This window comes from Bacillus sp. FSL W8-0102, assembly GCF_038007225.1.
GTDB lineage: Bacteria > Bacillota > Bacilli > Bacillales > DSM-4216 > Bacillus_O > Bacillus_O smithii.
In genome coordinates, this window is the sequence record NZ_JBBOWT010000001.1 from 3,162,067 (window position 1) to 3,175,676 (window position 13,610).

The following is a 13,610-nucleotide window of genomic DNA, read 5'->3' on the forward strand; positions in this document are numbered from 1 at the left end:
TCCGCCGTTTCAATCAAACCGTTCGAAAACAATTCCAGTCGCAAGCGGCTTAATTTTTCACTAATGCCATTCTTTCAAAAGCAAATTTCCGAAAGAACTAGCAATCTCCCAACTTCCTATTTGTGGATTAGTTCACAATCCTTTTTTAGCCACAAACCATGCTAAAGAACTGAAACGGATGGTTAACCTTTTTTCCATTGTCTGCATATAAAAGGTCGCCGCTTTTGAAATTTCGTCAACCATACGGAATGGAAACGACCGATGGTGAACGGTTCAAGTATTCTTATTGAAGTGAGCACTTGATTTTTTATGGATGGATGACAGCGATCCCATCATGCCTACTTCCCGGCGATGGAATGAATCAGGTCATGTTGATGGCACTCGGCTCACTCCTTTCCTAAATAAAAATTTAAGCGATTTAAATATTATTACAGACAAGTTCACAATGTCAACCATTTTGTCACAATTTTTTTCTTGGATTCTTGCTCTTTTCGAAACGAGAAAAATGCGTCTGATCTCCCAATAAAAGCGCATTTATGAGAATAAAAAAATAAAAGTAGTACCTTCTGGCCAAATCATCCTACTTTTTATTTGTCTTGTGAAAGTTTGACAACACCTTTTAAATTGTTTAATATTTAATTAGGTAAAATATCAGCAGGGATATGAGAGGACGAATGAAGATGCTCCAATACGAAAAAGAGTTTTTAGATAAAATGGAAATGATTATGGTTTCTATTAGTAAAAAACTGCGCCCATTGATAGAAAAAAATATGCAGCCATTCGGGATTACCGGGCCCCAGTATCATATCATGAAAATGTTGAAGCGCGAAGGTCCTGCCCGAGCGACTCAATTAGCGGACATGATGAATGTGAAACCAAGCGCCATTACTGTGATCATTGATCGATTAATTGAACGCGGGCTTGTCGAAAGGTGCCACTCCGACACAGATCGACGAGTAGTCATGATGCAATTGACGAAAGCCGGCGAAGAGCTGGTGGAAACTGTCAGTGTATCTTTCAGTCAACTGATGGGCACCTTTTTTTCTCATTTTTCCAACGCGGAATTGATGACCTTTTACCAATTATATAAAAAGCTCGATCAAGTCATCGACGAGGTTTTGTCCGAAGAAAAATGATCCCTTTTTGAAAGCAGGATAGATCAACGTCGAACAAAAAGTCGGTTCCTGCTCAGGAGCCGGCTTTATCGATCCGCCATTTCGTTTTTGCATCAAAAAAGCAGGATTTCTCCAGTTGAAAACGAAACGCCGCCTGTTCTCCCGCTTTCCATCCTTTATCGGAAGGCACTTTGGCTAAACATGGTTGACCTCCGACGAGAAAAGACAAGATGGTTTCGGCCCCCATAAACTCGACTAATTGAATATTCGCCACCACGGTTGCAGAATCTGTCATCCCCTCAGAAAACGCGATAATGTGCTCCGGGCGAATGCCTAGAAGGACCGTTTGCCGATCATACCCGCGTGCTTTCAGAAACGATGCTTTCTGTTCCGGCAGCTTAAAAAGCATGTCGCCGATCTGAAAGAAACCATTTTCCAACCTTCCAACGAAAAAATTCATCGCGGGGGAACCGATAAATTCGCCGACAAATTGATTAGCCGGATTTTCATACACTTCTTGCGGTGTTCCCACCTGCTGAATTTCCCCCTCTTTCATAACAACCAACCTTGTACCCAACGTCATGGCTTCTACCTGATCATGCGTTACATAAATAGAAGTCGTTTTTAATTGTTGATGAAGCTTTTTGATTTCATTTCGCATTTGAACCCGGAGCATCGCATCTAAGTTGGACAGCGGCTCATCGAATAAAAACGCCTGCGGATGACGAACGATGGCCCTTCCCAGCGCTACTCGCTGCCGCTCGCCTCCCGACAACTCCCTCGGCTTCCGATCCAGTTTTCCTTTTAACCCCAGCACATCTGCCGCCCATCGCACCCGCTTATCGATCTCTGATTTAGGAAGTTTTTGCAGCTTCAAACTGAAAGCCATATTTCCGTAAACGGTCATATGGGGGTACAAAGCGTAATGTTGAAACACCATGGCCAAGTCACGGTCTTTCGGTGGAATGTTGTTGATTAATTTTCCGTCTAAATATAAATTCCCTTTTGTAATCTCTTCAAGCCCCGCAGCCATTCGCAGCACCGTTGATTTTCCGCTTCCAGACGGACCTACTATCACGAGAAACTCTTGATCTGAAATATGTAATGAAAAATCCCTTACCGCCTTTATGCCGCCGTGATACACTTTAGAAACGTGTTCAAACCGGATGTCAGCCATTCATCATTTCCCCTTCCCGAACGCCTTTCTCCCTTCAAGTATAAACTTTCCCATTTATGAAGCAAAAATTTTTTCGAATCGGACACACTATCAACGAAAGGAGGAATGCGATCATGGCAAGAAACAACAGGCCTCTTGTACCCGGTGCCAGAAAAGCGCTCGATCAGCTGAAAGCGAATATCGCCGGCACTTCTCGTCCCCAAGATGCCAAATTTGAAGCGGCAAAAGAAGCGGGCGTTCCGTTAAAAAAAGGGTATAACGGCGATCTGACATCTGAACAAGCCGGAAAAATCGGAGGAAAGATCGGCGGAAATATGGTGAAAAGATTGATTGAACTGGCAGAAGAAAACTTAACGAAAAGAAAATAAGCACGTGGTCTCCGTTACAGAAAACTTATAAAAAGTTATAATTTCCTACAACTTTTATGTTTCATTACTTCTTCATCGTGTCTGCTTTCACGTCTATCTATTAAACAGATCGCTACTTGCATTTGGTGTAACACTCCAAAGTCGTAAATTCCCGACTAACGAATCGGTACATGTCTGCATTAACTTGCATTGTTAAGATGCAGATTCTAAAACATTTTCACCATATTTTTTAAGATTTATAGACGCTTGATAATCTCGATCAACAATATTTCCACATTCGCATTCAAAAGTTCTATCGGATAACTTCAAGTCTTTTTTAACTTTTCCGCAACAAGAACACAACTTAGAACTTGGAAACCATCTATCCGCCAAAATGAAGCGAATATTATTCCAATTTGACTTGTATTCAATTTGTCTTCTAAATTCATGGAAACACTGTTGTTGAACAGATTCAGCTAAATGTTTATTTTTCATCATACCTTTTACATTCAAATCTTCTAAAACAATAAACATTGGTTTTCTGTTTACGATTTCAGAAGTGATTTGATGTATGTAGTTATGACGAATATTCGTTAGTCTTCGTGAAACTTTTAAAAGTTGCTTTTCACTTTTTATAATGTTGTTGGTTTTCCTGTAACGGTTTCCCTCCCTTCCTTTTTCATATTTTCTTGAAATTTTACGTTGCAACCTGCGCTTTTTCTTTTCTAATTGCCTAATTCTTTTTGTTTTATTAATATTTCCATAAACTTTACCATCAGAACAAACAGCTAAATCTTTTATTCCTAAGTCAATACCTATCCCTTCTGTTTTTGAAGGAGAATAATCACTATCTGTTTCTATTCCAACAGATACCCACCAATTCAAACCATCAAATGTAAATCGAGGATTCATATACTTAACATTTTCACCAAATGGAATACGTCCTTTTTCTGCTAATCGAATCCAATTTATCTTTTGTTTATTCGACTTTTTACTTGAAGCAAATCCCTCTACTTTAACATGTGTTTTTGTGAATTTGATTTTCACATTATCCTGATAAAAACTAGGTATAGATTTCTTTTTCCTTTTAAATTTTGGATATTTTGATAGTCCTTTAAAAAATCGTTTGTAAGCATCACAAGCATCTTTAATAGCTTGTTTCGTTACATTATTACTTACATTATTCAGCCAATTAAATTCATCAAGATTTTTCATTTGAGTAAACTGTTTTCTCAAAGTTGAATCATTGATGAATTTACCACCATTTTGATAATTTTCTTGTTGCTTTGCAATTGTCCAATTATAAGCAAATCTAGCTGTATTCGCATATAGAAATAATTTAGTTTTTTGCTTATTATTTGGTTTCAACATCACTTTTATTGACTTTATCATTTAGCAACTCCTCATTTTCCTCAATTAATTCATCTACTAACTTTCTAGTTTTATTAGCACGTTTTCCTTGTAATCTACAACTAAATACTGTAACAATCTGTATTAAATCTTCTACAAGTTCTTGTTCATCTGTTTTTTCAGTGCTATCTAAAACTTCAATCTCACACCCATTAAGGTTTGCCATATACTCAACCAATTCAAAACCAAATCTAAGAAGCCTATCTTTATGGAATACTACTATTTTATCTACTTCTTTGTTATTTGAGCATTTTGCATATTTTTTGACCCAAGAGCCATAAGGATTTCAAAGACACAAAAAAGGACTTCACCCCTAAAATGTAGAATTTTTGAAGTGACGAAAGCACAAAAATTCAAAAGGAGGAAGTCACTTTGTATATTCTACAAGAAAGCCTATTTTCCTTTGAAGAACTGCAAAAATTAGAGTCAAAAGAGAAATTACCTATCTTTTTTAGCTCGCTTGATTTACGCCCTTATGCTAAACAGTTGAGAAGTTCTTCACCCCGAGGGGCTGACGGTCATTCCAGAGAAGGGATTCTAAGGGCTCTCATCGCTGCCCCACTCGAAGGCATCGACACCTTTACCGCCCTTCATCATCGATTGGATAAAGACCTTCGTTTCCGTTATCAATGCGGTTTATCGATTGATCGCCCCGCACCGTCTATCTCCACTCTCAGCCGGGTTTTTGCGGCACTTACCAAAAAAAAGCTGGCTGAAAAGATCTTCCTTGACTTGGTACAGTTAGCTCAGGAGGAAGGAATAATTGACGGCAGCCACCAGGCCATCGACAGTGCCGCCATTGATGCCTATGAAAAGAAACAGCCCAAAAAGCGTAGTGAACAAACGGGTAATGCCAATTGGGGCGCAAAATATGATTCCTTCGGCAATAAAATTACCTGGTTTGGCTATAAGATGCATCTTTCAGTCGATACCGCAAGCGAACTGCCAATGGCCATAAAAGTAACCCCTGCCCATGTGAACGATGGAGAAGTCGCACCAGAATTAATAGAGCAAGTGGCAGAGCGTACCAAATCCAAAATTGAATTTCTGATCATGGATGGCGGATATGACCAACTAAAAAACTATGAATCAGCCAAAAACATTGGAGCGCAAGCCATTATCCCGCTCAATTTGCGCAACGAAAAAGAGCCTCCTGAAGGGATTTCTTCCAATGGAACTCCGCGTTGTTCCATGGGTTATGAAATGACTTATTGGGGAGCTGATAAGGACCAGCTCAAGTTCAGATGTCCTCACGCAACCGGCAAAGTGGATTGCCCATTAGGAATGGCAGCCTGTTCATCTTCCAACTATGGAATGGTGGTAAAAGTCGACATCAAAAAGGATGTGCGCCGATATTCCAATCCGCACCGTGATACAAAACGTTGGAAAGAGCTTTACAACGAGAGGACAAGTGTAGAACGCTGTAATTCAAGAATGAAAAGCTACCTTACGGCGAACTCCCTACATGTATGGGGAATTGAAAAAGTAAAGACCCATATTTACCTGAACGCTATTGTATTACTTGTTTCAGCGCTAGCGATGGCAAAGGAAAATAAAGGGAAGAAAGCCGCTTAAAAAAATTCAATGTGAAAAATTCTGTAGGTATGCCCGAAAACAAGATTATTGTAATATTTTGTAAAATAACATGCTGGTAGCTATTTGTCGAGTGCTTTATTTTTTATACTTTTATCCAAAAAATCTAATTTTGCAAAATGCTCATTTATCATTTTGATTAGTTGACGCAAACCTTTTTTCTTGTAATTAATCCCACTACCAATGTCTTGAATGATTTCATATTCAACATTTAACGATTCTAAATATTTTTTCATATTTTCAACTTGTCTTTGCAAATCATCTTTTTGTTTATTAGAAGAAACTCTGCAATAACCAACCACTTTTTGACTGGTTTCTTTAATACCAAGTACCTCTTTAAGTTGATCGTGAGAATAATATCTATAGCCGTTTGAGCCAGTATGATGTGGTTTTAATTTTCCACTTTTGTCCCAATTTCTTAAAGTTTGTGGCGTTCGATTGATTAATTTGGAAAATTCATGAATGCTATAATATCTCATGCTATATTCCTCCTTAAATTAAATATAGCATGAAAAAATTATAAAGTAAATAAAAATTTTATAACTTTTTATAAGTTATTTAAAACTGTTTAAGCCCTCCAAGCCCCTTATAAAGGAGGAGTGTGAGTAAAATGTTTGTGGGAGAAATTCTTAGAATTCCCCGATGAGGGGGTTGGGAACGTAGGTTCGCAATCCCCCTCATCGGGGCCACCAAGCGAAGCGCGGTAGGATCCCAAGCAGGAAACATGAAAAAAGGACTCTCTCCCTGGTAAGATGATCATTGCCAAACCATCAAACAGGAGGAGAGAGTCCCATGAATATTCAACAACATCTTACCACAAATTCGTTGTCATGGAAAGAGATCGAACTTGATTTGTTTCGAGCCTTGCAAAACGCCTTCGCCGAACTGTTTACGGCTTTGTTGGAGGACATCGACCGACAATTGGCGGAAACCCGGGACAAGCGCCGGTACCACTTGAAAGACAAACGACGCATCACGATTCAAACCCTGTTTGGCGAAGTTACCTTTGAGCGGAACTACTATTTAGACCGGGAACAAAACCGTTACACGTTTTTGCTTGATTCCTTTTTAGCGTTTGATGGATCGCAGTCAATCAGCCCTTGTCTAGAAGAAACAGCGGTGGGATTGGCGGTGGAGTGCTCTTCTTATCGCAAAGCGGCTCGTACGCTTGCCCAGATGGTCGGGTATCCGGTGATGAGCCATGAGGCGATCCGCCAGTTGGTGCTCGAAGCTGAAGCTCCGCTGCACTGCCCGGTCAACCAGCGATATGGACGGGTGCTGTTTGTGGAGGCCGATGGACTGTTTGTTTCTCGCCAAGGGAAGGGAAAACGGGCCAAGGAAGACAAGATCCTAACCGTTCACGAAGGGTGGAAGCGCAACGGCTCACGGATCGAATTTGTCAATCAGCGCCATTACGTCCATGAGGGCAAGGGGGAGGTGTGGGAAGGCTTCGAGGAATTTTTGATAAATGAATATGCCTATGATCCGTGTCGGGATCTTCTTGTCATCAACGGGGACGGCGCTCCATGGATTACCGCGTGCCGGGAGTATTTCAAAGGACGGGTCTGCTTCCAATTGGATCGATTCCACGTGGCGCGTGAGTTGCGCCAATGCCTCTCGGGCCATCCACGGTGGCAGGCGATTCGGCAAAAGCTGGCGAAGCAGGATGAAGAGAAGCTGCTTGTGGAACTGAACAGCGCCCTCGGCACGCTGGGGGACGAAGCGAAAGAACAACAGCTGGCTGCCTTGATCCACCGGATCGAATCGATGCCGGGATGCATCCGTGATTACCGGGAATGGCTGAAGGAGCAAGGAGTGGACACAACGGGCATGTATCCGATGGGGAGGGCTGAAAGCGTGATGAGCCAGTTGGCGTATCGGGTGAAATACCGCCGCAGTTGGACAGACAAGGGACTTAGGGCGTTTTTCAAGGCAATGATTGCCCGGATGGATGGGATTCGTCTTTTCGGACGTCGTTTAGGAGAAGAATCGTCGCATCCGGCGGAGGAAACGGTGTCGACGGCATCCACCAAACAGACGATCGTGAACAAGGCGAAACAACGCGTCCGCCGTCTTTGGCCGGAGATCACGCGGAATAACGTGCCATATTTACAGCAATCGTCCGGGACACCGATCTATCATGTCCTGTCTGAACTCAAGGGATGGTAAAAAAAGGTATACATATCGGTCTGTCATGGCAAGGGATGAGAGTCCGAAAGCGCTTACGGATGAAATTTAAAAAAATGGTTCGCTAACCTATGACTTACACCTGTTTTTTAGCGAACCAAAAAAGTTCCCACAAAATCTTGACTGACTCAAAGGAGGAGTCCTTTTTTCATTCGCTGTGTGTTTTGTGCTATAGTAATAGAATAGAAAACCGAATGTCGCTTCATTCTCAAAACCTATGATTCAACCAAAGGGAGATGAAAACAATGGGTTTAGTGAATAAGGGTATGACGGTTTTACATTTTGATGAAACATACAAACTGCAGTCAAAACTTCAGCTTTTTCCTCACGAAAACATTGACTTCTACGATCTCCAACACGTGAACTTATACTGCGAACAAGATTCTTTAACCAAAATTGAACAACGTCTTGCCGAAAGACGGAAAAAAGGGATGACGCTGATCGGAAGCGGAAACTACCATTATGTCACATCCTCTTTGTTAAAAGAAATCAAAGAGCCCTTTACGCTTGTCTTATTCGATCACCATCCTGACATCGGCCGTTCCGACGAATCAGACACATTGCTTTCTTGCGGATCATGGGTATCCTATGCCCTAAAGAACATTCCCATGCTGAAAAAAGCCGTGATCATTGGACCAACCTCTCTTAAGAATCAGGATTCTTCTTTGCCTAACGCGACCATTTTTCCATACAACAGCCACAGAGTTTCTTCCAAGATGATTCTTTCCAACATACCAACAAACACCGTTTATATCAGCATCGATAAAGATGTGCTCAAGAAAACAGACGCCATCACCAACTGGGATCAAGGACAAATGTCTCTCGCTTCATTGCTCCATTATATAGAGGAACTGCTGCAATATAAAAACGTATACGGAATGGACATTTGCGGAGAAGCAAAATTCTCGCCCGATCAGTATTTCGATCCAAACTTTCAAGAAGCCCTTCGCAAAAACGAATCCGCCAATATCAAAATTTTGCAAACTTTTTTTGAAGGAGCTTCCCATCTAAAAGGAGCATAACGAGATAGTCCTTCCATCCACGCTTGTTACATTTCTAAAAATATATGCCACTTTCAACGGAAGTACTGAAATGGTCGTATGAAGAAGACTTCAAATATTGAAACGGCTCCAGTTAACACCGGCAGAGGGAAGCAAATCCATTCGTTCATGCACTGCTTTCCTTTCTCGGGAAAGCAGTTTTTATTTTGCTTGAACGGCAGTCCTGCCATACAGATTGAAAAGGTCCATAATCATAAATGAAGGAACCCCTTCAAAAATTTTTTGCCAAGAGGAGGAAGAACAAATGAAGATCAATGAGCAGCTCGTATTAGTAACCGGTGGAAGCAGAGGTCTTGGAGCGGCAATAGTCCGTTCTTTTGTCCGAGAAGGAGCACAAGTCATCATCAATTATTACCAAAGCAAAGAAAAAGCTGAAAAATTGGCGGAAGAACTCGGACCTCGTACATTGGCGCTGCAAGGAGACGTCCGCAGCAAAGAAGATATGGAAAACCTGTTTCGAAAAGCAGAAGAGCATTTCGGAAAATCGGTCACGACCATTATTCATAATGCCCTGATTGATTTTCAATTTGATTCCGATAACAAAAAAGACGCCTTTACGATTGAATGGGAAGATGTTCAAAAGCAGCTGGAAGGGAGCGTACGTGGAGCGCTGAACATCATTCAAGCCGGTTTAGAAAAAATGAAAGCCTCCAAATTCGGCCGAATCATCACCATCGGAACCAATCTTTTTCAAAATCCCGTCGTTTCCTATCATGACTATACAACAGCCAAGGCGGCATTGCTTGCTTTGACAAGAAACATGGCACAGGAATTAGGCCCATATAACATCACCGTCAATATGGTGAGCGGCGGATTGGTGATGGACTAACGAAACGGCACTTACATTTGCATATGGGAACACGGAAAACTTGGTTGACCCGAAAACGCCGTTGGAAAGGACATTTTGATTCCGTCCAAATGAGGAACTTGGATGATGCTGACAAGTAGATGATCAGCATCCTTTTTTTATCCGCTTAAATCTTGGATCCCCTATACCAATCAGTTGAAAAAACAAGCCGGCTCATGTTGTTTTCCCTTTCCTCTAACAAGGCCCGCCGTTATTTTGGATTCCCAAGCCAAAATGTATGTACGTCCATTTTCTGTTCCGCCTATATACGTATTTTCCACATTTTGTCCTTTTTTCGCTAAAACGAAGGCTTTTTACCTATTTCTCAAAAACAACCATTTTTTGTCATCCTCCAACTCATCTTTTCGAACAAACAACATAATATGGTAAAGGAAAAAGGAGGTGAACAACATGGGAATCCGATTCATTAAAATCGCGGTTGTTTATTTTGTCATTGGCATTTTATTAGGATTATATATTTCGTTATCCCATTCATACATCCTAAGCGACGTGTACACATCCATTCTTTTGCTCGGCTGGACATCCTTAGGCTTAGCCGGACTTATTTATCATCAATTTCCTCAACTCGGCACCACAGCTCTAGGAAAAACACATTTTTGGCTTTATAACATCGGTTTTCTAGTGTTGATAATTGCTCTCGCTTATTTGCAGTCAGGATATCCGTCGGCCGAAACTGCAGCGTTGGTAGGACTCATTCTCGTGGTCATTGCAGTTATCCTTTTTGCCATCAATGTCTTGTCTAATTTAAAAAACAGCAGCACTTAAATACGGTGCAACTTCCATCAGCGGGGTTTTTCTGTCACCCCACTGATGGTTAGTGGAGCAATCGGTCATTTGAGGAATTTTTCTTTTATCTGAATATCTTTTGAAGCAAAACTTCCAAAGCAAAATCATAGATGTCGTAACGGGTGTTGGTATATTCAACGAAAGCCCAAAAAAGAAGACGTTCATTGTTGACTAAATGGAACGTCCTATTTTTATTTGTTCTTGATTATCATCCGTAGGCTTTATATCCCAAACTTTGATTGATTCGTTGGACGACAGGTGATTTTTGATGACCATTTGGATCTAGTATTCCTAATTCGCCAGCTCTTTTTAACGCTTGAATCAGAAGTTCGCTGTTTCCGTTGCTGCGAAGTCGGCGTTCTTCGTCTGCTGACATATGGATCACATTCTCTGGATGAATGGGTCCTGTTGCATTTTCCATCATATCACGAAAACCTTTGCCATCTAACATCACCCAATTATTTTTTCCTCTATTACATGTCCTTTATATCCATAAAGAGAACGAAGCAACAAAAGCTGACAATTAGAATGAAAATTGGCAATCTGTTCTTGGTTTAATCTGCTAAACATAATTCTCACTTCCTTTTTTATCGATGAGAAAGGTTCATAAAAACAGCCATCTCTTCCAAGAATCTTTTTGAATTACGATATTGAACAGAAACACCACTATGGCCTTTTACTTCAACATGATAAACCATCTATCCCCTTCAACTTCAGCGATTCCTATAACAAAGATTCTTTCATTATGAACGGATTGGATTGGCGGCGTTGTTCCTATCCTTCTTGAATAAGCTCAATCATAAAGTGCCCATTCTACTCATCCTTCATTTTTATCGGCTTTATGAACCAAATTTTTATAATGTTGCTAAAAATGCAAATATCTTTCATCACCTCCGTTTTAATGGACTAAACCGTCCGTCTAAAAAACGATAAACGCGAAAAAGCGAAAAAAAATTCGCCAAAATGTTCATCTATTCCGATGAAAAAGCGGACTTTCCGGCTAGGACAGGCTGGCAAGTTCGCTTTTTTCTCGTTTTACAAATCATTGGTCGTTGACAGAAGCAAAAATATTGTTATAATTAATATCAAATTAATGTTAGAAAATCTAACATGAATCGGGTGCAATGAAATGAAAAAGATCGAAGCCATTATTCGACCGGAAAAAGTAACCGAGACGATTAAAGGATTAAAAAATATAGGGATTACAGGTTTTACGGTTTCTCAAGTAGTCGGCAGGGGGAAACAAAAAGATACTCAAGGGGTGTATCGGGGAAAAAATTATAAAGTGACGCTCCATCCTAAAGTGAAATTAGAAATTGTTCTATCGGATTACATGGTGGAACCGACCGTTCAAACGATTATTCAATGCGCACAGACAGGAGAAGACGGCGATGGGAAGATTTACGTCTACCCGATTTTGGAAGCTTATAATATTCGGACCGGTGCATCCGATTGGAGCATTGATGATTTAGCCAATCAAGGAGGATGAGATCGATGCAACTAACCTATATCAATACCGTTTGGGTTTGTCTCGCAGCGGCGATGGTGATGTTCATGGAAGGCGGATTCAGTTTGCTGGAATCCGGTTTCGTTCGCACGAAAAACGCGGTGAATGTCACGATGAAGATTTTTGTTGATTTAACGGTTGGCGCTCTGGCCTTTTGGATCATCGGCTTCGGCATTATGTTCGGGAAAGATGCTTTCGGGTTGATCGGCACCAGTCTTTTTGGCAGCCCTAAAAACATTCACCTTACTCTCCATTTGCCGAGCGCTGCTTATATTTTGTTTCAAATGGGATTTGCGGTCGCTTGCATTTCCATTATTTCAGGAGCTGTAGCGGAACGGATGAGTTTTAAAGCCTATGTATTAACAGCCGCTCTGATTGCGGGCATCATCTACCCTCTTTCCGGGCACTGGATTTTTAACAGCGAAGGCTGGCTGGCCAAAATGGGAATGAAAGATTTCGCCGGATCAGCGGCCATTCATGCGGTCGGCGGATTTGCTGCGTTGGCGATGGCCAAATGGCTGGGACCGCGTAAAGGCAGATTTAACTCCGACGGCAGCGTCAACGTGTTTGCTCCAAGCAATATTCCGTTAGCTTCGTGCGGTGCATTCATTTTATGGTTTGGCTGGTTCGGCTTTAACGCCGGAAGCACATTAGACGCCTCCAACACTCATCTTGCATCGATTGCGTTAAACACTATGCTGGCTGGGGCAAGCGCCGGTACTTCCGCCCTTCTTTTCAGCATCGGAAAATACGGAAAAGCGGATCCTAGTTTAACCATCAATGGCGTTTTATCAGGATTAGTCGCCATCACAGCCGGCTGTGCGTATGTTTCAGAATGGAGCGCAATCATCATCGGAGCTGTGAGTGGAATCATCGTCATTTATGCGACTCTTTTCATCGATAATTTAAAAATTGACGATCCGGTCGGCGCGGTTGCCGTCCATGGCTTTAACGGCGTATTCGGCACGATCGCCGTCGGCTTGTTCGATTCCACGCAAGGGCTGTTGACCACCGGGCACTTCTCCCTTTTAGGCGTTCAGGTGCTGGGATCCGTCGTGGTCATCGCCTGGGGCCTAATCAGCGGCACAGTCATTGCGAAAGTAGCTGAGAAAACAGTGGGATTCCGCGTCGAAGAACGAGAAGAGGACGAAGGGCTGGACATGGCTTACCATGGAATTCCGGCTTACAACGATTTAGAACGATTTGCAGACATTCCGAGCAATCTTTATAATTTTGAAGAATCCACCGGCATCACCATCGCCCCCGTGGAAAGCAAAAAAATCTCCGGATAATCTTGATTGGCTTTTCATAAGACTATAACCACCTCACAGGTCGGCTTAACAAGCCGGCCTGTTTTGTTTATTGCTTCTTCCAACCAATCTCATCTTCATTTGTACCTATCTCTTCCATTATCTCTGAACTTCTTAAGCTTCAAAAGCACTCTTTTTTCCCCACAAGGATACAATAAAGATATACTCGTTGAACCGTTATCGTCATGGCCAAAAAGAAGAACAGGAAGTATCTAAACTTTTTTCTTTTCGGTCTTTTCGATAAAATGG

Annotated in this window: 12 protein-coding genes and 2 pseudogenes; 9 read left to right on the forward strand and 5 right to left on the reverse strand. The window is 41.6% G+C overall.

What is annotated here, in order from left to right; translation table 11 throughout:
• The first annotated feature begins 680 nt into the window (after nt 1–680).
• Entirely contained in the window at nt 681–1,136 is a 456-nt protein-coding gene (locus N1I87_RS14995; protein ID WP_048624015.1) for a MarR family winged helix-turn-helix transcriptional regulator, read from the forward strand.
• Between the two features lie 52 nt (nt 1,137–1,188).
• On the opposite strand, the gene N1I87_RS15000 is transcribed toward N1I87_RS14995, so the two are convergent.
• Complete coding sequence (locus N1I87_RS15000) at nt 1,189–2,292, reverse strand: ABC transporter ATP-binding protein (protein ID WP_341102656.1); 1,104 nt, start codon at nt 2,290–2,292, stop codon at nt 1,189–1,191.
• 113 nt (nt 2,293–2,405) lie between these two features.
• On the opposite strand from N1I87_RS15000, the gene N1I87_RS15005 reads away from it, so the two are divergent.
• Nucleotides 2,406–2,660 (forward strand): alpha/beta-type small acid-soluble spore protein, encoded by a 255-nt coding sequence (locus N1I87_RS15005; RefSeq protein WP_048624017.1) that lies wholly within the window; start codon nt 2,406–2,408, stop codon nt 2,658–2,660.
• Between the two features lie 192 nt (nt 2,661–2,852).
• Here N1I87_RS15005 and N1I87_RS15010 read toward each other — a convergent pair whose 3' ends face one another.
• Both N1I87_RS15010 and N1I87_RS15015 read right to left on the reverse strand, forming a co-directional pair.
• Nucleotides 2,853–4,031 carry an RNA-guided endonuclease InsQ/TnpB family protein gene (locus N1I87_RS15010; protein WP_341102659.1) on the reverse strand — a complete coding sequence of 393 codons (1,179 nt, stop codon included), beginning with the start codon at nt 4,029–4,031 and terminating at the stop codon, nt 2,853–2,855.
• Nucleotides 3,994–4,290, reverse strand: a pseudogene (locus N1I87_RS15015) (recombinase family protein); the annotation flags it as partial. The gene N1I87_RS15010 and the pseudogene N1I87_RS15015, both read right to left, overlap by 38 nt.
• Nucleotides 4,291–4,421: 131 nt before the next feature.
• Between N1I87_RS15015 and N1I87_RS15020 the strand changes: the two are divergent.
• Nucleotides 4,422–5,624, forward strand: coding sequence for a transposase (locus N1I87_RS15020; RefSeq protein ID WP_063210481.1), 1,203 nt, complete (start codon nt 4,422–4,424; stop codon nt 5,622–5,624).
• 110 nt (nt 5,625–5,734) lie between these two features.
• Here N1I87_RS15020 and N1I87_RS15025 read toward each other — a convergent pair.
• A pseudogene (locus N1I87_RS15025) lies at nt 5,735–6,121 on the reverse strand (IS607 family transposase); the annotation flags it as partial.
• Nucleotides 6,122–6,434: 313 nt separating this feature from the next.
• Between N1I87_RS15025 and N1I87_RS15030 the strand changes: the two are divergent.
• From N1I87_RS15030 to N1I87_RS15045, 4 genes are all read left to right on the forward strand, one after another.
• Entirely contained in the window at nt 6,435–7,811 is a 1,377-nt protein-coding gene (locus N1I87_RS15030; protein ID WP_341100688.1) for an ISLre2 family transposase, read from the forward strand.
• 263 nt (nt 7,812–8,074) lie between these two features.
• A complete protein-coding gene (locus N1I87_RS15035) occupies nt 8,075–8,851 on the forward strand; it encodes an arginase family protein (RefSeq protein WP_341102661.1) in 777 nt (258 codons plus the stop codon).
• A gap of 283 nt (nt 8,852–9,134) precedes the next feature.
• Complete coding sequence (locus N1I87_RS15040; protein ID WP_341102663.1) at nt 9,135–9,719, forward strand: 3-oxoacyl-ACP reductase; 585 nt, start codon at nt 9,135–9,137, stop codon at nt 9,717–9,719.
• A 429-nt stretch (nt 9,720–10,148) separates the two neighbouring features.
• Complete coding sequence (locus N1I87_RS15045; RefSeq protein ID WP_341102665.1) at nt 10,149–10,523, forward strand: cytochrome-c oxidase; 375 nt, start codon at nt 10,149–10,151, stop codon at nt 10,521–10,523.
• A 229-nt stretch (nt 10,524–10,752) separates the two neighbouring features.
• Here N1I87_RS15045 and N1I87_RS15050 read toward each other — a convergent pair whose 3' ends face one another.
• Nucleotides 10,753–10,998 (reverse strand): hypothetical protein, encoded by a 246-nt coding sequence (locus N1I87_RS15050; protein ID WP_341102666.1) that lies wholly within the window; start codon nt 10,996–10,998, stop codon nt 10,753–10,755.
• A gap of 675 nt (nt 10,999–11,673) precedes the next feature.
• On the opposite strand from N1I87_RS15050, the gene N1I87_RS15055 reads away from it, so the two are divergent.
• Nucleotides 11,674–12,033, forward strand: a complete 360-nt coding sequence (locus tag N1I87_RS15055) for a P-II family nitrogen regulator (RefSeq protein ID WP_270584631.1) — start codon at nt 11,674–11,676, stop codon at nt 12,031–12,033.
• Nucleotides 12,034–12,038: 5 nt separating this feature from the next.
• Nucleotides 12,039–13,343, forward strand: a complete 1,305-nt coding sequence (locus N1I87_RS15060) for an ammonium transporter (protein WP_341102669.1) — start codon at nt 12,039–12,041, stop codon at nt 13,341–13,343.
• Nucleotides 13,344–13,610 lie beyond the last annotated feature (267 nt).